The following is an 18,493-nucleotide window of genomic DNA, read 5'->3' as shown; positions in this document are numbered from 1 at the left end:
AGGCACTGCTGGCTCTCGCGCGTCGACGCCTCAACGTCCTGTGGGCGATGATCCGTGACGGACAGTGCTATCAAGAGTCACCTCCCGTCACACTCGCGGCTTGACAACACGATTGGGAAGTTCCTTCTGCCGTCGGCATTCGGGTCACCACCTGAGAGCGACGCCGCCCCGGAAGTGTGACACCGTCCCTCAGAACGGGCGGACGGTTCTGCACCGACGATTCCGGGCTCACCGCCGGCGGCCGATGGGAACGCCGCTCGGCGGCGGGGTGAAAGGCGGGGCGGTCGGCCCGGCCACTCGGGGATGGCGGCGGGATCGCTTGTGACGGCTCCGGCTTTGGGGAAAACTAGGCACCCGACAAAAAGCCATAACAGCGCAAAATTCGTCCGCATGGCGCCCTTTCCGGGGTCGGCGCGCGCGGGCTAGAAGTGGGGCGGGGGCCGGTGAACCGGGATGAGGTCGACCGCGTCCTCGGCCGCCTGCGCGACGAGCGGGACCGCATCACGGCCGGGCTGCTCGATCTCGAGGCGCAGCAGGGCTACAAGCTCCTCAAGGGCGCGCCGCTGACCGGGCTCACCGCCGACCGCTGGGCCGGGATCGGCGACCGGATGGCGTCGCTGTGGCGGCTGTTCGAGGCGTACGGCGGAGTGCTCGCCCGCGCCGAGGAGATCCGGGCGCGACGCGGCCGGCCGGACCAGGAGCGGCTCGCCGAGCTCGAACACCTGACGCGCGGCCCGTCGATCGAGCTGGCCACCCGGATCCCCCTCGAGCGGCGGACGCTGCTCGGCCCGTCCACCGAGCGCATGTCCCTGGACGACGTGGTGGCCCGGATGACCGCGCTGTACGAGGAGACGGCGCGGGACATCGCCGAGGTGGACACCGCCTGGTCGGCGCTGCTCACCCGGCTGGACCGGGCGTCCGGGACGGCGCGGGCCGTGGAGGGGATGCTGGACTCCCTCGGCCCCGACCCGGAGTACGACCGGGTGAAGGGTGAGCTCGACGGTCTCCGCGAGACCGTGCGGACGGACCCGCTGTCGATCGGACCGGCCGCCTTCGACGACGTCGACGCCACCCTCGACGCGCTCCGCTCCCGGCTGGAGGAGGCGGCACGCGTCCGGGCCGAGTACGGCGAGCGGCTGCGGCGCGTCGAGGAGACGATCGGCCTGATCCGCGCGGCCGAGGACGAGGCCCGGACCGTACGCGACCGGGTCCTCGCGAAGATCGCCGCACCGATGCTGCCGGACCTGCCGGACTCGTCGGCGGCGCTGGCCGACCGGCTGGCCGCGCTCGGCGCCGTACGGGGCCGGTGGACCGAGGTCGCGGTGCGCGTCGCGCGGCTGGAGGAGGCCGCCGCGAGCGCCCTCGACCAGGCGCGGACGACCGTGGCGACGATCGCCGGGCTCCTGGAGCGGCGGGACGAGCTGCGCGGCCGGCTCGACGCGTACCGCGCGAAGGCCGGACGGCTCGGCGGCCTGGAGGACCCCGAGCTGACGGCGCTCTACCAGCGGGCCTACGACCTGCTCTGGACCTCCCCCTGCGACCTGCGGCGATCCACGGCGGCGCTGGCCGAGTACCAGCGCGCGATCGGAGACAGAAAGTGAACTGCACTCAGCCCGGCTGCGCCGGAACCGTCGAGGACGGCTATTGCGTCGTATGCGGTATGGCACCCACCGCCGCCGCGCCGGTGCACGACCGGTGCGCTCAGCCCGGCTGTTCCGGGACCATCCAGGACGGCTACTGCGACGTCTGCGGCATGGCCGCCGGCGCGCCGGCCCCGGCGGCCGCCTCGGTCGTCCCTCAGGCGGCCGCCGTGCCGCCTCCCGCCGCGGCGCCCGATGACCGCTGCGCGCGTCCGGGGTGCGGTGGCACGATCGTGGACGGGTACTGCGACGTCTGCGGGCTGGCCCCGGCCGCCGGGTCGGCGCCGCCCTCGGCGAGCGGGTCGGCGGCGGGAGGGACGCCGGCCTCGGCGCGGTCCGCCTCGGTCACCACGGCCGGCCGCGGGACGGGCGTCACCGGGTCCAGCGGGTCCAGCGGGTCCACCGGGATCACGGGGAGCACGGGCAGCACGTCGAGCCGCAGCGTCCGCACCGGCTCGTCGCGGTCGTCGTCGCGCCGGCGCGGGATGCTGGGGGCGGGCCTGGTCGAGGTGCCGCGTGTGCCGTACCGCGACCCCGCCTCTGCGATCATGGCCGACCCGGTCGTCGCGGAGAGCAAGCGCTTCTGCAGCGTCTGCGGCGAGCCGGTGGGGCGGTCGCGCGGCGACCGGCCGGGCCGCACGGAGGGGTTCTGCCCGAAGGACGGCACTCCCTTCTCGTTCACGCCGAAGCTCAAGGCGGGCGATCTGGTCGGCGGGCAGTACGAGGTGCTCGGCTGTCTCGCGCACGGCGGCCTGGGCTGGATCTACCTCGCCCGGGACCGGAACGTCAGCGACCGATGGGTCGTTCTCAAGGGCCTGCTCGACACCGGGGACGCCGACGCGCTGGCCGCTGCGGCGGCCGAACGCGCGTTCCTCGCGGAGGTCGAGCACCCCAACATCGTCAAGATCTACAACTTCGTGCAGCACGGCGGCTCCGGCTACATCGTCATGGAGTACGTCGGCGGCCGGCCGCTCAAGGACATCCTCAAGGACCGGCGCGAGCAGGAGGGACCGGACGCCGCGCTGCCGCTCCCCCAGGTGATCGCGTACGGCATCGAGGTGCTGCGCGCCTTCGACTACCTGCACGGCCTCGGGGTGCTGTACTGCGATTTCAAGCCGGACAACGCCATCCAGTCCGAGGAGCAGCTCAAGCTGATCGACCTCGGCGGCGTCCGGCGCGTGGACGACGTGGACGGCGCGATCTACGGCACGGTCGGCTACCAGGCCCCCGAGATCGCCGACGTCGGCCCCTCGGTGAGCTCCGACCTGTACACCGTGGGCCGGACGCTGGCCGTGCTGAGCTTCCCCTTCAAGGGCTACACCACCAAGTGGGCGGCGGACCTGCCGCCGCGCGCGGAGGTGCCCGTCCTCGCTCGCCATGAGTCCTACGACCGGCTGCTGCGCCGCGCCACCCATCCCGACCCGGACTTCCGGTTCCAGGACGCCTCCGACATGGCGGACCAGCTCACCGGCGTGCTGCGCGAGGTGCTGTCCGCCCAGGACGGCGAGCCGCGCCCGGCCGCCTCGACGCTGTTCGGGCCGGAGCGGTTCACGGCGGGGGACGTGTTCGACCTCCTCCTGCCGGCGGACGCCGCCGCGACGCTGCCGGCGCCGCTCGTGGACTCCGCCGACCCGGCCGCCGGGTTCCTCGCCGGCCTGACCGCGCTGGAGCCGGAGCGGCTCGCCGACGCCCTGACGAGCGCGCCGACGCGTACGCCCGAGGTCGACCTGACCTTGGCCCGGGTGCGCATCGAGCTGGGCGACGCGGCGGGTGCGCACGCGGTGCTGGACGCCCTGCCACAGGAGGACTGGCGGGTCGGCTGGTACCGCGCGGTCGCGGTGCTGGCGGCCGGGAACGTCGCGGAGGCGGCGGGCCTGTTCGACGAGCTGTACACCCTCATGCCGGGCGAGGCGGCGCCCAAGCTGGGCCTGGCGTACTGCCGGGAGCTGCTCGGCGACCCGGCCGGCGCGGCGGGCCTGCACGAGGCCGTGTGGCGCACCGACCGGGCGTTCGTCTCGGCGTGCTACGGGCTGGCCCGGTCGCGGCTCGCCATGGGGGACCGCGCGGGCGCCCTGCGGGCGCTGGACTCGGTGCCGAGGATCTCCAGCCACCACATCGCGGCGCAGATCTCCGCGGTGAACACGGCCGTGCGCGACCGGGACCCCGCCGAGATCGGCGAGGGGGACCTCGTCGGCGCCGGCGCCCGGCTCGCCGCGCTCGACCTCGACCCCGGCCGCCACGGGCTGCTCGCCCTCGGCGTGCTGGAGGCGGCGCTCGACCGGGTGCGCCACGCCGGTGACGGCACCGGCTCGGTGCTCGGCACGCCGCTGACCGAGTCGGGGCTGCGCCGCAAGCTGGAGGAGACCTATCGGTCGCTCGCCCGGCTGGCCACCACCCGCGCCGAACGGCACCGGCTGGTCGACCAGGCCAACGCCGTACGCCCGGTGACGGTGGTCTGAGCGTGGGCGCCCAGGAGAGCTGCCCGTGGTGCGGCAGCGAGGTGTTCGCCGGTGAGGCGTTCTGCGAGGCGTGCGGCCGGTCCCTGACCGAGACGCCCTCCGCCGGAGACGGCCGGTTCCCGGCCGGCGCATCCTCCACGGAGCGCGGGGCCGCGCCCGCCGGGGCCTGCGCGGGATGCGGTTCGACGGCGTTCAGCGAGGACGGGTACTGCGAGCGGTGCGGCCTGCTGCGGCCCGGCGACCGCGACCACGTCGAGACGGAGGCGGGCGGCGCCGCCGGGGTGACCGACCGGGGCCTGCGGCACAGCCGCAACGAGGACGCCATGGCCCTGGCCGCGGTCGCCGGGGGCGTCGCGGCGGTCGTCTGCGACGGCGTGTCGAGCTCTCCCCTGCCGCAGGTGGCCTCCCGGACCGCCGCCGACACGGGCCTGGCCGCGCTCACCGAGCGCCTCGGGGCGGGCGACGACCCCGAGAAGGCCACGCGCGCCGCGCTGGCGCGTGCCGTCGAGGCGGTCACGGCGCTCGCCGGCTCGCCGAGCGACGCGCCCGCCTGCACGTACGTCTCGGCGTACGCCGGGCCGTCCGGCGTCACCGTCGGCTGGGTCGGCGACAGCCGCGCGTACTGGCTCGACGGGCAGGCGTCGCGGCGGCTCACCACCGACGACTCCTGGGCCGCCGAGATGGTGGCGCACGGCGCGCTGACCGAGGCGGAGGCGCGGGTCCACCCGAACGCCCACGCCATCGTGGCCTGGCTCGGCGCGGACGCGGGCGAGATCGAGCCGCACGTCACGACGTTCGTCCCGGAGGGGCCCGGCACGCTGCTGCTGTGCAGCGACGGGCTGTGGAACTACTACCCGGAGGCGGCGGCCCTGACCGCCGTCCTGCCGGACGCGGACCCGCTCACCGCGGCCCGCCATCTCGTACGCCTCGCGCTGGACGCCGGAGGCCGCGACAACATCACCGTGGTGGTGATCCCCCTGACACAGGAGCACGCCGCATGACCGAACAGCCGGACTTCAGCATCCGGATCGACCAGAACAAGTACCTGCCGCAGGGCGGCCGGGAGGTCCACGCGATCGTCACGGTCGAGTCGACCGGGGCGCCGGTCGGCGTCGCGACCGGCACCGGGGCGTCCGCGGCCGAGGTCATCATCATCGACACCTCCGGGTCGATGGACTACCCGCGGAACAAGATGACCTCGGCGGTCAAGGCGGCGCAGGCGGCGGTGGACACGCTGCGCGACGGGGTGAACTTCGCCGTGGTGTCCGGGTCGAGCCGCGCGAAGATGGTGTATCCGCAGGCCGAGGAGCTCGTCCCCGCGAACGCGCAGACCCGCGCGGAGGCCAAGGCCGCCCTGAGCCGGCTCAAGGCGACGGGCGGCACCGCGATGGGCGCGTGGCTGACCCTCGCCGGGCGGCTGTTCGCCGGGCACCCGGACGGCATCCGGCACGCGATCCTGCTCACCGACGGCAAGAACCAGCACGAGTCGCCGGAACAGCTCGACGCGGCGATCGCCCAGGTCGTCGGCCGGTTCGTCTGCGACTGCCGCGGGGTGGGCACCGACTGGGAGGTCGCCGAGCTGCGGAAGGTCGCCTCCGCGCTGCTCGGCAGCCTGGACATGGTGGCGAGCCCGGAGGCCCTGGAGGCCGACTTCCGCGCGATGACCGAGGCCGCGATGGGCAAGGCCGTCGCGGACGTCGCGCTGCGGGTGTGGACGCCGCAGTTCGCCAAGCTGCGGTTCGTCAAGCAGGTGCTGCCGACCGTGGAGGACCTCACCGGACGGCGGACCGACGTCGACGAGCGGTCGGGTGACTACCCGCTCGGCGCCTGGGGCAGCGAGAGCCGTGACTATCACATCTGCGTCGAGGTCCCGGCCGGCGAGGTCGGCCGGGAGATGCGGGCGGCGTGGGTCAAGCTGATGCTCGGCGACCAGGTGGTGGCCAGCGGCAACGTCCTGGCCGAGTGGACCGACGACGAGGCCCAGTCCACCCGGATCAACCCGAAGGTCGCCCACTACACCGGCCAGGCCGAGCTCGCCGAGAACATCCAGGTCGGGCTGCAGGCCCGTAAGGACGGCGACCTCGACACCGCGACGGCACGGCTGGGCCGGGCCGTCGCGCTGGCCCACCAGTCGGGCAACGAGGCGATCGCCTCGCTCCTGGGCAAGGTCGTCGACGTCGACGACCCGGCGACCGGCCGCGTACGGCTCAAGAAGGACGTCGACAAGGCGGACGAGATGTCCCTCGACACCCGTTCCACCAAGACCGTGCGCACGCGCCGGGGCGAGGGCTGAGCATGGCGATCTGTCCGGCCGGGCACACCTCGACGGCCACCGACTACTGCGACGTGTGCGGCGCCCGCATCGGCGGGGCGCCGGCCGCCCCGCCGGCGTCCTCCGCGCCGGTGACGCCGCCGCTGGGGACGCCCGCCCCCGGGCTGCCAACGACGGGGACGCCCACGGCCGGTGAGGGGTGCCCCGACTGCGGCGCGCCCCGCACCGGGCGGTTCTGCGAGGACTGCGGGTACGACTACGCGGTCGGCGGCGGCCGGCCCACCCCGCGTCCCCCGGCGGCCGCGCCCGCGCCCGTGTCCTCTCCCGCCGTGCCGGTGCCGCCCGCGCCGCAGGCCGCGGCTCCCGGGGACCCGAACGAGGAGGATCCGGTCACGCGTGACTGGGCGCCCGCGAAGGCGCCGGCGCCCGAGCCGCCGGCCACCGACTGGGCGGCCATCGTCATCGCCGACCGGGAGTACTACGACCGCGTGGTGACCGAGGACGAGGACTTCACGTTCCCGCCGTACTGCCCGTCCCGGCGCATCCCGCTCGCCGGCGAACAGGTGCTGATCGGGCGGCGGAGCGCGTCGCGCGGCATCACGCCGGAGATCGACCTCAGTGAGCCGCCCGCCGACCCGGGCGTCTCGCACACGCACGCCGTCCTGCTGGCCAAGCCCGACGGCACCTGGACGCTGGTCGACCCCGGGTCCACGAACGGCACGACCATCAACGAGGGCGACACGCCCATCCCCGTCAACGTGGAGGTGCCGCTGCGCGACGGCGACCGCGTGCACGTGGGCGTCTGGACCACCATCACGCTGCGGAGGCTGCGGTGACGATCACGACGACTCCCCCGCCCGCCCCGGCCCGGCGGGAAGGGCGGCTGACCGGGCGCCTGCGGATCCGGACGATGCCCGGCCGGATCCGCGCGCTGGCCGCGCTGGCGGCCCTGGCGGTGCTCGTCGTGCTCCTCGTCACCACGCTGACCGTACGGGACGCCCGCGACGGGCTGCGGGTGATCGGCCACGACGCGGGCCCGCAGGTGGTCGCCACCGGCGACCTGTACTTCGCGCTCAGCGACATGGACGCCCAGCTCGCCGACGCGCTGCTGATCGGCGGGGACGCCGGGCTGGCCGGCCGCCGGGCCGCGGCGCTGAAGGTGTACGAGCAGCGCCGGTCCGAGGCGAACGGCGCGCTGCTGCAGGGTTCGCGGCTGGCGGGCACGGACCCGACCGAGCAGCGGACCGCGCAGGAGATGCTGGACGCGCTCGGCCGGTACGAGCGCCTGGCGGGCCAGGCGCTGCTCACCGACGAGCAGTCCAGACACGCCGCCGGGCCGCCGCCGGCCGCCGTCACCGCCCTGTACCGGCAGGCGACCGACCTGATGAAGCTGGACGTGCTGCCGAAGGCGTACAACCTGACGCTGGACAACGGCACGAAGGTGCGCCGCACGTACGAGGCGAAGCGGTCGGCGGTGCTGCGGGGCCGCGTCTGGGTGGCGCTCACGGGCCTGCTGCTCGTCGTCGTCCTCGTCGGCGTGCAGATCTACTTCGCCGCTCGCTTCCGGCGCCTGGTCAACCCGTTCCTCGCCCTCGCCACGGTGGGCACGTTCGTGCTCGTCGTGGTGAGCGTGGCACTCCTGTCCAGCGAGGCCGGGCGCCTGCGGACCGCCAAGGAGGACGGCTTCGACTCGGTGCTGGCGCTGTCGCGGGCCCGGGCGATCAGCAACAGCGCCCATGCGGACGAGAGCCGCTACCTGCTCGACCCCGGGCGCGCCGACACGTACGAGCAGGTCTACCTGGACAAGTCCGAGGCGATCCTCTACGTCCCGGCGGGCAACCTCGACAGCTATTACTCCCTGCTCGACGAGAAGATCGGTGGCAGCGACTTCCTCGGCTTCTACGGCACCGAGGCGCACCACATCACGCTGCCCGGGCAGCAGGCGGCGCTGCGGAAGGTGCTGACCGGGTACCAGAAGGTCCAGCACGACGACCGGGCGATCCGGCTGGTCGCGGCCTCCGGCGACCGGCGCGCGGCCCTCACGACCAAGCTCGGCGGCGGCACCGGCGACTTCGACGCCTACGACAAGGCGCTGGTCGCCCTGAAGGACCTGCACGGTCGCGCCTTCGACCGGGCGATCGCCTCCGGTGACCACGGGCTGCGCGGGTGGAACGTCGTCCTGCCCGGCGCGGCGATCGTCCTCATCATCCTCATCCTCGCCGGGGTCCGGCCGCGGCTGTCCGAGTACCGGTAAGGGAGCGCGCAGATGCGACTACGTCGAATCGGCATCGCCGTCACGCTGTTGCTGGCGTCGGCCGGGTGCGGGATGGCCGGCGGGGCGACCGCGTCGGTCAGCGGCAGGGACCATCTGGTCGTCGGCGTCGCCAAGGACCAGCCTGGCCTCGGCGTCCGCGACGCGAGCGGCGCCTACAAGGGCTTCGACATCGACGTCGCCCGCGACGTCGCGCGGCGGCTCGGCGCCACGCAGCTGACGTTCAAGCCGGTGACCCCCGGCCAGCGGGAGGCGGCGCTGCGGAGCGGCGACGTCGACATGGTCGTGTCGAGCTACTCCATCACGCAGGAGCGCAAGACCCAGGTCGTCTTCGCCGGCCCGTACTACGTCGCGCACCAGGACATCCTCGTGCGCGGCACGGAGACGGCGGTGCGGGGCGTCCGGGACCTGCGCGGCAGGCGGCTGTGCCAGGTCGCCGGTTCGGTCTCCTGGCGGCGCGTCACCGAGGAGCACAAGATCGACGCCGGCCTCGTGCCCGCCGCGTCGTACGGTGAGTGCCTGGACGACCTCATCTCCCGCAAGGTCGACGCCATCTCCACCGACGACCTGATCCTGGCGGGCTTCGCCGCGCAGCGCGGGAACCAGGTCCGGTTCGTCAACGCGCCGTTCTCCGACGAACGGTACGGCGTCGGGCTGCGCCCCGGCGACATCCGGGGTTGCGAGGACGTCAACAAGGCGATCACGGAGATGTACCAGGACGGCACGGCCGCGAAGCTGCTCAAGCGGTGGTTCGGCTCGACGGGACTGAACGTCACGACGACGGTCCCGCAGTTCGAGGGCTGTGGCTGAGCCGGAGGTCCGTCTCCTCCGGTGCGGATCGGCGCCCTGACGTGCCGCCGCGGCGCGACCCGTCCTGACGAGTCGTGCCGCGGAACTCATGGGGTCCCGTAGCAGCGCCGAGCGGCGGCGGATCAGTGCCGTGGGATCGAGACGGCGCCTTCGAGGCGGACCTCACGGACGGAACGCGCCTGCGCGGCGGCCACCCGGGGTGCGGCCGAGCCGGCGACGGGCCGGTGGATCCGCGGGCGGCCCTGGGAGACGGCGTCCCGGCGGACGTCGCACTGCCGGCCGCGCGGCCGGGCGGCGTGGGACGGGGCCGGAGCACCCGCGGGTTCGACGGCCGCGGGTTCGACGGCCGCGGGTACGGCGGCCATGTCGGGCGAAGAGGGAGAGACGGTCTCCTCCGCCGTCGCGGTGGCGACGGAAGGGGACGCGAGGGCCGTTCCCCGCGCCGGTTCGGCGTCGGCGGACGGCTCGGGCCCGGAGCCGGTCTGCGGCAGGAGACGGTCCTCGTAAAGGATGGTCACCAGGACGGCGAAGGCCACCGCGGGCAGGGCGAACAGCACGGCCATCGCCCCTCACCCTTCTCGCGCCGGGACGTGTCGGTATGGAGTTCTTCCGCTCGCCCATCGGGTTGCGGTCATGGTTCGAGCCTCCTGTCTCGACGACCGGTCAGTGCCTCGGTGCGCCCTGAGTACCCGCGACAAAGTGTCACTAACGCCCGATTTCGACCGATCCGAAAGTCGCCACCGTCCCGTTACCGCCGACCCGCCCCGGCGACCGGCACCTACCCGTGAGTAACGTAGGCGGCACCAGCCTTCCTTCACCCGTAGAGGAGACGTAGACCATGAAGACGCGTGAGGTGCACCTCGTGTCCCGCCCGCACGGCTGGCCGGAGCCGACGGACTTCGCGCTGGTGGAGAGGGAGTTGCCGGCTCCCGGCGAAGGCGAGGTGCTCGTCCGGAACCACTTCATGTCCGTCGACCCGTACATGCGCGGGCGGATGAACGACGTGAAGTCCTACGTTCCGCCGTTCGGCCTGGACGAGGCCATGACCGGCGGCGCGATCGGCGAGGTCGTGGAGTCCCGCTCCCCCGACCTGAAGGAGGGCGACCTCGTCCTGCACGACCTCGGCTGGCGGGAGCACGCGGTGGCGCCCGCGCGGCGGTTCCGCGCGGTACGGCCGATCGACGGCGTGCCGCTGTCGGCCTACCTGGGAGTCCTCGGCATGCCGGGGCTGACGGCGTACGTCGGCCTGCTCGACGTCGCCGGGTTCAAGGAGGGCGACACGGTCTTCGTGTCCGGCGCGGCCGGGGCGGTCGGCTCGCTCGTCGGCCAGATCGCCCGGTTGCGCGGGGCCGCCCGCGTCATCGGCAGCGCCGGCTCCGACGAGAAGGTCGCCCATCTCACCGGCCCGCTCGGCTTCGACGCGGCCTTCAACTACAAGTCCGGCCCGGTGCGCAGGCTGCTGGCCGAGGCCGCGCCCGACGGCATCGACGTCTACTTCGACAACGTCGGAGGCGACCACCTCGAGGCGGCGATCGAGGCGTTCAACGACCACGGGCGGACGGCGATCTGCGGCGCGATCTCGATGTACAACGCCACCGAGCCCCAGCCCGCCCCGCGCAACCTGGCCCTCATGATCGGCAAGCGCCTCACCCTGCGGGGCTTCATCGTCAGCGACCACTCCGCCAGGTTCGGCGACTTCGTCCGCGAGGTCGGCGGCTGGCTGGCGGAGGGGCGGATCGAGTTCGACGAGACGGTGTTCGAGGGCATCGACCACGCCGTCGACGCGTTCCTGGCCATGCTCCGCGGACGCAACACCGGCAAGATGGTCGTCCGGCTCTGACCTGAATACCCGCCGGGCCGCGGTCGCGCGGGCCCGGCGGGCGTCAGGGCCGCCGCGCCGGTTCAGGCGGCGCGCGGCCGGAGGAAGAGCGCGGTGACGACCAGGGCCACCAGCACGAAGACCGTGCCGACCGTGAAGGCGACGTTCACGCCGTGGGTCAGGCCGCCGTGCCGGAGCGCCGGGCCGTACACCGAGACCAGCACGGCCATCCCCAGCGCGCCGCCGACCTGCTGCGTGGTCTGCAGCGTGCCGGACGCGGCGCCGGAGTCCTCCGGCCGCACTCCCGCCAGCACGGTCGCGGTGATCGGCAGGAACACCAGGCCGGCGCCCAGCCCGAACAACAACATCGGACCGAGCACACCCGACGCGTACCCGCTGTGCGCGGACAGCCGGGTGAACCACACCATTCCCACCGCGATGAGCGGCAGGCCGACGAGCAGGAGCCGCCGCGGGCCGACCCGTGGGACCAGCCGCGGCGTGATCCGCGCCATGACGAACAGCAGCCCCGACATCGGCAGGAACGCCACGCCCGCCTTGAGCGGGCTGAAGCCCAGGATGTTCTGCAGGAACTGGACGATGAAGAAGAACATCCCGAACATCGCCGCGGCCAGCAGGAGCATGTTCAGGTACGAGCCGGCGCGCGCCCCGTCGGCGAGCAGCCGCAGCGGGATGATCGGCTGTTCCGCCCGCGTCTCCACGGCGACGAACGCGCCGAGGAGCACGACGCCGCCGGCGAAGGCCGCCAGGGTCACGCCGTCACCCCACCCCGCGTCGGCCGCGCGGATGAAGCCGTACACCAGCGCGACCATGCCGGTGACGACCGTGACGGCGCCCGCGACGTCGAGGCGGCCGCGGTGCCGCTGGGTCTCCTGGAGGATCCGCGGCGCGAGGAACAGGACGACGGCGCCGACCGGGACGTTGATGAACAGCACCCAGCGCCACGACGCCCAGTCGGTGAGCAGGCCGCCCAGGACCAGGCCGATGGAGGCACCGGCCGACGAGGTGGCCGAGAAGACCCCGAGTGCCCGGTTGCGCTCCGGTCCCTCCTGGAAGTTCGTGGCGATGAGGGCGAGCGCGCTCGGCGCGGCCAGGGCGGCGCCGACGCCCTGCGCGGTACGGGCGGCGAGCAGCCACGCGGCCGACCCGGAGAACCCGCCGAGCAGCGAGGCGAGAGTGAAGAGCGCGATGCCGGCGATGAACATCCGCCGCCGCCCGAGGATGTCGCCGGCCCGGCCGCCGAGGAGGAGCAGCCCGCCGAAGGCGAGCGAGTAGGCGTTGGTCACCCACGACAGACCGGTCGCGGAGAAGTGGAGGCTGTGCTGGATCTTGGGAAGGGCGACGAACATGACGCTCGCGTCGAGGACCACCATCAACTGGCAGGCCACGATGACGGCGAGCGAGAGTCCCGGGTGCCGTGTTCGTCGTCGCCGCTCGGAGTCGAGCGGCGGGTCGCCCATCTGGACGGTCTGCTGGGACATGGGTCGTAGACTCCTCGTGCAGGAAGGGTTACGGCCGTCCCCCGAAGTGGCTGTCGGGGATCGGCCGATCTAACCGGAGGGTGCCTCCGAAACAATACGGAGGTATCCTCCGGTTGGCAACCGTGCTTTGGGAGGGGCGATGTCGACGACCACCGGGCAGCGTCCGATGCGGGCCGACGCGCGCCGCAACTACGAGCGGCTGCTGGCCGAGGCCAAGGCGTCGTTCCTCGAGCACGGCGCGGACGCGTCCCTGGAGGAGATCGCCCGGCGCGCGGGCGTCGGGATCGGCACGCTCTACCGCCACTTCCCCACCCGCCTGGCCCTCCAGGAGGCCGTCTACCGCGTCGAGATGGACGAGCTCGCGGCCAAGGCGTACGAGCTCGCCGAGACCGCCCCTCCCGAGGAGGGGCTGGCGGCCTGGATCCTGACCATCTCCCAGTACTCCCGGAAGAAGCGCGGGCTCACGCAGACCCTGAAGGCCGTCATCGACCTGCAGTCCGAGACGTTCATCCGCTGTCACGAGGACATCGAGCAGGCGGCCGAGACGGTCCTGACCCGGGCCCAGGAGGCCGGCACCGCCCGGCCCGATCTGCGGCCCTGCGACGTGCTCCGCCTGGCCCACGCCCTCTCCGTGGCGAGCGAACGGGCGCCGGAGGACACCGAGCTGCTGCTGTCGTTCATGATGGACGGGCTGCGCCCCCGCTCCTGACGACGCCTCCGGCGGGTGATCTGTCGCATTCCCGGATCGAAGCGGGAATTCGCCCCGCAGGAGAGCCGGTTGCCTCCATCGGACCCGCGCCCGCCCCGCGGCGCGTCGACGGAGAGAGGTGACATGCCCGCGACGGCGAGCGAGACCATCGAGGTGACGCCGACCCGCACCGATCGGCTCCGGCTGGCCCTCATCCTCGGAGCGCTCAGCGCCATCGGTCCCCTGTCCATCGACATGTACCTGCCGGCCCTGCCGAAGCTGACCCACGACCTGTCGGCGGGGGCGTCGCTCGTCCAGCTCACCCTGACCGCCTGCCTCGTGGGCCTCGCCGTCGGACAGGTCGTCGCCGGACCGCTCAGCGACACCTGGGGACGACGCCGGCCGCTCCTCGCCGGCGTGACCCTGTACGCGCTCGCCTCCCTCCTCTGCGCGGTCGCGCCGAACGTGCCCACGCTGATCGCGCTGCGCCTGGTCCAGGGCGCGGCGGGCGCGGCGGCCATCGTGATCGCCCGGGCCGTCGTCCGCGACCTGTACGACGGGCCGGAGGCCGCCCGGTTCTTCTCCCTGCTGATGCTGGTCAACGGCGTCGCGCCGGTCGCGGCGCCCGTCGTCGGCGGGCAGCTGCTGCGCGCGACGTCGTGGCGCGGGGTGTTCGTGCTGATCGCCGTCATCGGCGCGCTCATGGTCGCCGCCACGTGGGCCGGGCTGCGCGAGACCCTCCCGCCGGGCGCGCGCCACACCGGCGGGCTGGGCTCGACGCTCCGGACGTTCGCGGGCCTCTTCGCGGACCGCGTCTTCGTCGGCTACGCCCTGTCCGGCGGCCTGGCCTTCGCCGCGATGTTCGCCTACATCTCCGGGTCGCCGTTCGTCGTCCAGGACATCTACGGGCTGTCGCCCCAGGACTTCAGCCTGATCTTCGCGGTGAACGCCCTCGGCATCGTGGCGGCCGGCCAGGTCAGCGGGCGGCTCGCCGGCCGGGTGCCGCTGCGCACGCTGCTCGCCGCCGGGCTGGTCATGTCCCTGACGGGCGGCGTGGCCCTCGCCGTGGCGATCGGGACCGGCCTCGGCCTGCCGGGCGTCCTGCCCGCGCTGTTCCTCGTCGTGGCCGCGGTCGGGCTCGTCATGCCGAGCTCCACCGCCCTCGCCCTGACCGGCCGCCCGCCCGCCGTGGCGGGCAGCGCCTCCGCCCTGCTCGGCCTCGGGCAGTTCGTCATCGGCGGGGTCGCGGCGCCGCTCGTCGGCGTCGCCGGCTCCCACACCGCCGTCCCGATGGGCGTGGTCATCGCCGCGCTGACCGCCGCCGCGTTCCTCACGTACCTGACCCTCGCCCGGGGACATCGACCGATCGGTTGATGCCCGGGATCCACCGGAGCCGTACCCGACCGGTCGATCCGCGCGCACCCCGCCGCGGGCCATCCTCGAGATCCACCACCCCGGAGACGAGGAACGAGGGGCCATGCCGGTCATCGACGTCAGGAACCTGCACAAGCGGTACGGAGCGAAGGTCGCGGTCGAGGACGTGTCCTTCGCCGTGGAGGAAGGGGAGATCTTCGGCGTCCTCGGCCCGAACGGCGCGGGCAAGACCACCACGGTCGAGTGCGTCGCCGGGCTGCGCGCCTCCGACGGGGGCACGGTCTCGGTGCTCGGACTCGACCCCCGCCGGGACCGCGCCGAGCTGACCCGCCGGCTCGGCGTCCAGCTCCAGGCGAGCCGGCTGCCGGACAAGATGAAGGTCCGCGAGGCCGTGGAGCTGTACGCCTCCTTCTACGACCGGCCCGCCGACCCCGGACGGCTGATCGAGGAGCTCGGCCTCGCCGACCAGCGGGAAACGCGCTTCGGCCGGCTCTCGGGTGGCCAGCAGCAGCGAGTGTCGATCGCGCTCGCGCTGGTCGGCGACCCGCGGATCGCGGTCCTGGACGAGCTGACCACCGGCCTGGACCCGCAGGCGCGCCGCGACACCTGGCGGCTGATCGAGGACGTACGCGACCGGGGCGTCACGATCGTGCTCGTCACCCACTTCATGGAGGAGGCCGAGCGCCTCTGCGACCGGCTCGCCATCATCGACGCCGGCCGGGTGGTCGCCGTCGACACGCCCGCGGGCCTGGTGTCACGGGTCAGCCCCGAGCAGCGGGTACGGTTCCGGCCCTCCGCGCCGCTGGAGGACCACCTGCTGCGGGACCTGCCCGAGGTACGGACCGTGACCAGGACGGGCGGGCAGATCGTGGTCACCGGCACCGACGGTCTCCTGCAGGCGGTCACCTCGGTCCTGGCCCGCAACCACATCATCGCCGCCGACCTGCGCGTCGAGCAGAGCAGCCTCGACGACGCGTTCGTCGCGCTGACCGGCCGCACCCTCGACTGACCGGCCGCACCCTCGACCGACCGGCCGCGCCCTCGGCCTATCGACTGACCGACTCGCCCAAGGAGACATCCATGCTCGCCAAGCTCACCTACCTGGAGCTGAAGCTCCTCGCCCGCGAGATCATCGTGCCCGCGGTGGTCCTGCTGCTGCCGCTCGCGCTGCTGCTCGGATTCGGATTCCAGCCCGGTGCGAACAAGGCCCAGCACAACCTCGGCGGCCAGACGGCCCCCGAGTACATGGCCGCGCTGGGGGTGGGGATCGCGGTGACGATCCTCGGCCTGTCCATCCTGCCCACCACGCTCGCCGGATACCGGGAGAAGGGCGTGCTGCGCCGGATGGCGACGACCCCGGTCCGTCCCGCGTACCTGCTGATGGTCCAGCTCCTGCTCTACGTCGCCATGGCGACCGCCGCCGTCGCCATGCTGATCGCCGCCGCCCGGATCATCTTCGGCACTCCCGTGCCCGAGCGGTTCCCCGCGTTCCTCGCGGCGTTCGTCCTCGGGATGGGCGCGCTGTTCGGGATCGGGCTGGTCATCGCCTCCGTCGCGCCGAGTTCCAAGGCGGGCACCGGGATCGGCATGCTGCTGTTCTTCCCGAGCCTCTTCCTGGGCGGCGTGTACATCCCCCGCGAGCAGATGCCCGGCGCCCTCCGCGCCGTCGGTGACTACACCCCGCTGGGCGCGACGCTGAAGACGATGCGGGACGCCTGGATGGGCAGCGAGCCCCGCCTCGCCCAACTCGCCATAATGGCCGCGTACGCGGTCGCCGCCGGGCTCGTGGCCGCCAAGACCTTCCGCTGGGAGTAGAGACGATGGCAGTGCTCTCGGACGGCGTCGACCGGCCCTCGGGCGGCCTCGACCGGCGCGAGGCGATCCTGCTCCGGGTCATCCCGTACGGGGCACTCGTCATCTCCACGGTCCTCGTGCTGCTCGCCGACGCGAAGACGCCCGCTCAGGTCGGGACCACGCTGGGCCTGGCGGCGGCCGCCGCCGGGTGGATGCTGATCGTCGCGCTGCCCGGCACGTCCGGTCCGGGGCCGCGGCTGGGCGGCGTCTACTACGCCGGCCAGCTCATCCTGTTCGCACTGCTGATCCTGCGCAGCCCGCTGTTCGGTCTCTTCGGCTGGACGGGCTACGTGCAGGTGGTCTACCTGCGGGGGCGCTGGAAGCAGGCCGGCGTGGTGGCGACGGCGCTGATCGTCTCCGTCACCTACATCGGCGGCTTCCAGTCCTTCCGCGCCGCGACCGTCCCGGTCTACCTGATCCTCGCCGCGGCCACGGGCTCCGTGGGCATGCTGTTCACGGTCCTCGAGATGAGACGGCGGGAGCTCCTCGACCGGCTGGCCGAGGCCAACGCCTCACTCGAGGCGGCGCTGGAGGAGAACGCCGGGCTGCACGCCCAGCTGCTGGTCCAGGCGCGTGAGGCCGGTGTGCTGGACGAGCGGCAGCGCATGGCCCGCGAGATCCACGACACCCTGGCGCAGGGCTTCACCGGGATCGTCGCCCAGTTGGAGGCGGCCCGGCAGAACCCCGCCGAGTGGCGGCGCCACGCGGACCTGGCGCAGGCGCTGGCCCGGGACAACCTGGCGGAGGCGCGCCGGTCGGTCCAGGCGCTCCGCTCGCCGCACCTGGAGAAGGCGCGGCTGCCGGAGGCCATCACCGGGCTGAGCGAGCGCTGGTCCACCACGTCGGGCGTCCCCGTCGGCGTCGAGGTCACCGGGGATGCCCGGCCGATGCTCCCCGACGTGGAGGTCGCGCTGTTCCGCGTCGCCCAGGAGGCGCTCACCAACGTCGCCAGGCACGCCGGCGCGTCCCGGGTCGGCCTGACCCTGTCCTACCTCGACGACGTGGTCCTGCTGGACGTCCGGGACGACGGCGTCGGTTTCGACCCCGAGGCGGGTGACGGCGGCTTCGGGCTGACCTCGATGCGTCAGCGGCTGCTCCGGGTCGCCGGGCGGCTGGCGATCGAGAGCGGGCCCGGAGAGGGCACCGCGATCAACGCGACCGTCCCCGCGCTGCCCCCGGGAGGGAACCCGTGATCCGCCTGCTGATCGTCGACGACCACCCGATCGTCCGGGACGGCCTGCGCGGGGTGTTCGCCGGCGACCCGGACTTCGAGGTGGCCGGCGAGGCCGCCAACGGAGCCGAGGCGCTCGCGCTGGCCGGCGGCGCCGACGTCGTCCTCATGGACCTGCGCATGCCGGAGATGGGCGGCGTCGAGGCGATCGCCCGGCTCCGCGAGACCCATCCCGGCGTGCGCGTCCTCGTCCTCACCACGTTCGACACCGACAGCGACGTACTGCCCGCCATCGAGGCCGGAGCCACCGGCTACCTGCTGAAGGACGCTCCGCGCGACGAGCTGATCCGTGCGGTCCGCGCGGCCCACCGCGGCGAGTCGGTGCTGTCCCCGTCCGTCGCCGGCCGGCTGATGGGCCGGGTGCGCGGCCCCTCCCCCGGCACGCTCAGCAAGCGGGAGCGCGAGGTGCTCGCCCTCGTCGCCGACGGCACCACCAACCGGGAGGTCGCGCGGCGGCTGTTCGTCAGCGAGGCGACCATCAAGACGCACCTGCTGCACATCTACGACAAGCTCGGCGTCCGGGACCGTGCCGCCGCCGTCGCCAAGGCGTACGAACGGGGTCTCCTCCCCTGACG

General features: G+C 73.6%; 17 protein-coding genes. 14 read left to right on the top strand and 3 right to left on the bottom strand.

Translation table 11 applies throughout. The features are described 5' to 3' along the window. Positions 1-443 precede the first annotated feature (443 nt). Complete coding sequence (locus tag NE234_RS33435) at positions 444-1,601, top strand: hypothetical protein (RefSeq protein ID WP_252784882.1); 1,158 nt, start codon at positions 444-446, stop codon at positions 1,599-1,601. Positions 1,602-1,797: 196 nt separating this feature from the next. Here the strand turns inward: NE234_RS33435 and NE234_RS46275 are convergent, their stop codons facing one another. Continuing rightward, positions 1,798-2,190, bottom strand: coding sequence for a hypothetical protein (locus NE234_RS46275; protein ID WP_454923406.1), 393 nt, complete (start codon positions 2,188-2,190; stop codon positions 1,798-1,800). Here NE234_RS46275 and NE234_RS33430 point away from each other — a divergent pair. The 6 genes from NE234_RS33430 to NE234_RS33405 are packed head-to-tail and all read left to right on the top strand — an operon-like array spanning position 2,126 to position 9,453. After that, positions 2,126-4,099 carry a tetratricopeptide repeat protein gene (locus NE234_RS33430; protein ID WP_454923405.1) on the top strand — a complete coding sequence of 658 codons (1,974 nt, stop codon included), beginning with the start codon at positions 2,126-2,128 and terminating at the stop codon, positions 4,097-4,099. The two genes, NE234_RS46275 and NE234_RS33430, sit on opposite strands and share 65 nt — an antisense overlap. A gap of 2 nt (positions 4,100-4,101) precedes the next feature. Further along, positions 4,102-5,100: a PP2C family protein-serine/threonine phosphatase gene (locus tag NE234_RS33425; protein ID WP_252784881.1), complete on the top strand. Its 999-nt coding sequence runs from the start codon at positions 4,102-4,104 to the stop codon at positions 5,098-5,100. Beyond that, positions 5,097-6,392 (top strand): vWA domain-containing protein, encoded by a 1,296-nt coding sequence (locus tag NE234_RS33420; RefSeq protein WP_252784880.1) that lies wholly within the window; start codon positions 5,097-5,099, stop codon positions 6,390-6,392. Before NE234_RS33425 ends, NE234_RS33420 begins: the two co-directional genes overlap by 4 nt. Before the next feature lie 2 nt (positions 6,393-6,394). Beyond that, positions 6,395-7,207 (top strand): FHA domain-containing protein, encoded by an 813-nt coding sequence (locus NE234_RS33415; protein WP_252784879.1) that lies wholly within the window; start codon positions 6,395-6,397, stop codon positions 7,205-7,207. After that, positions 7,204-8,625: a hypothetical protein gene (locus NE234_RS33410; RefSeq protein WP_252784878.1), complete on the top strand. Its 1,422-nt coding sequence runs from the start codon at positions 7,204-7,206 to the stop codon at positions 8,623-8,625. The genes NE234_RS33415 and NE234_RS33410 overlap by 4 nt, the downstream gene beginning before the upstream one ends. 12 nt (positions 8,626-8,637) lie before the next feature. Next, positions 8,638-9,453, top strand: a complete 816-nt coding sequence (locus NE234_RS33405; RefSeq protein ID WP_252784877.1) for a glutamate ABC transporter substrate-binding protein — start codon at positions 8,638-8,640, stop codon at positions 9,451-9,453. A 122-nt stretch (positions 9,454-9,575) separates the two neighbouring features. On the opposite strand, the gene NE234_RS33400 is transcribed toward NE234_RS33405, so the two are convergent. Then, positions 9,576-10,016 (bottom strand): hypothetical protein, encoded by a 441-nt coding sequence (locus tag NE234_RS33400; RefSeq protein WP_252784876.1) that lies wholly within the window; start codon positions 10,014-10,016, stop codon positions 9,576-9,578. A gap of 275 nt (positions 10,017-10,291) precedes the next feature. On the opposite strand from NE234_RS33400, the gene NE234_RS33395 reads away from it, so the two are divergent. Next, positions 10,292-11,293 carry an NADP-dependent oxidoreductase gene (locus NE234_RS33395; protein WP_252784875.1) on the top strand — a complete coding sequence of 334 codons (1,002 nt, stop codon included), beginning with the start codon at positions 10,292-10,294 and terminating at the stop codon, positions 11,291-11,293. Positions 11,294-11,355: 62 nt separating this feature from the next. Here NE234_RS33395 and NE234_RS33390 read toward each other — a convergent pair whose 3' ends face one another. Next, positions 11,356-12,771 (bottom strand): MFS transporter, encoded by a 1,416-nt coding sequence (locus tag NE234_RS33390; protein ID WP_252784874.1) that lies wholly within the window; start codon positions 12,769-12,771, stop codon positions 11,356-11,358. Positions 12,772-12,910: 139 nt separating this feature from the next. Here NE234_RS33390 and NE234_RS33385 point away from each other — a divergent pair, with 139 nt between their 5' ends. From NE234_RS33385 to NE234_RS33360, 6 genes are all read left to right on the top strand, one after another. Continuing rightward, positions 12,911-13,480 (top strand): TetR/AcrR family transcriptional regulator, encoded by a 570-nt coding sequence (locus NE234_RS33385; RefSeq protein WP_252784873.1) that lies wholly within the window; start codon positions 12,911-12,913, stop codon positions 13,478-13,480. Between the two features lie 123 nt (positions 13,481-13,603). Next, positions 13,604-14,833 (top strand): multidrug effflux MFS transporter, encoded by a 1,230-nt coding sequence (locus NE234_RS33380; protein ID WP_252784872.1) that lies wholly within the window; start codon positions 13,604-13,606, stop codon positions 14,831-14,833. Between the two features lie 103 nt (positions 14,834-14,936). Then, on the top strand, positions 14,937-15,842 hold the full coding sequence (locus NE234_RS33375) for an ABC transporter ATP-binding protein (protein WP_252784871.1): 906 nt from the start codon (positions 14,937-14,939) through the stop codon (positions 15,840-15,842). A 71-nt stretch (positions 15,843-15,913) separates the two neighbouring features. Next, complete coding sequence (locus NE234_RS33370; protein ID WP_252784870.1) at positions 15,914-16,648, top strand: ABC transporter permease; 735 nt, start codon at positions 15,914-15,916, stop codon at positions 16,646-16,648. Positions 16,649-16,653: 5 nt separating this feature from the next. Then, on the top strand, positions 16,654-17,880 hold the full coding sequence (locus tag NE234_RS33365) for a sensor histidine kinase (RefSeq protein ID WP_252784869.1): 1,227 nt from the start codon (positions 16,654-16,656) through the stop codon (positions 17,878-17,880). After that, on the top strand, positions 17,877-18,491 hold the full coding sequence (locus NE234_RS33360; protein ID WP_252784868.1) for a response regulator: 615 nt from the start codon (positions 17,877-17,879) through the stop codon (positions 18,489-18,491). Before NE234_RS33365 ends, NE234_RS33360 begins: the two co-directional genes overlap by 4 nt. Positions 18,492-18,493 lie beyond the last annotated feature (2 nt).

It is taken from the genome of Actinoallomurus rhizosphaericola (assembly GCF_024055675.1).
Taxonomy (GTDB): Bacteria; Actinomycetota; Actinomycetes; order Streptosporangiales; family Streptosporangiaceae; genus Actinoallomurus; species Actinoallomurus soli.
Note: the sequence above shows the minus strand (reverse complement) of the source record. Positions and strands in the feature narration are given on the sequence as shown.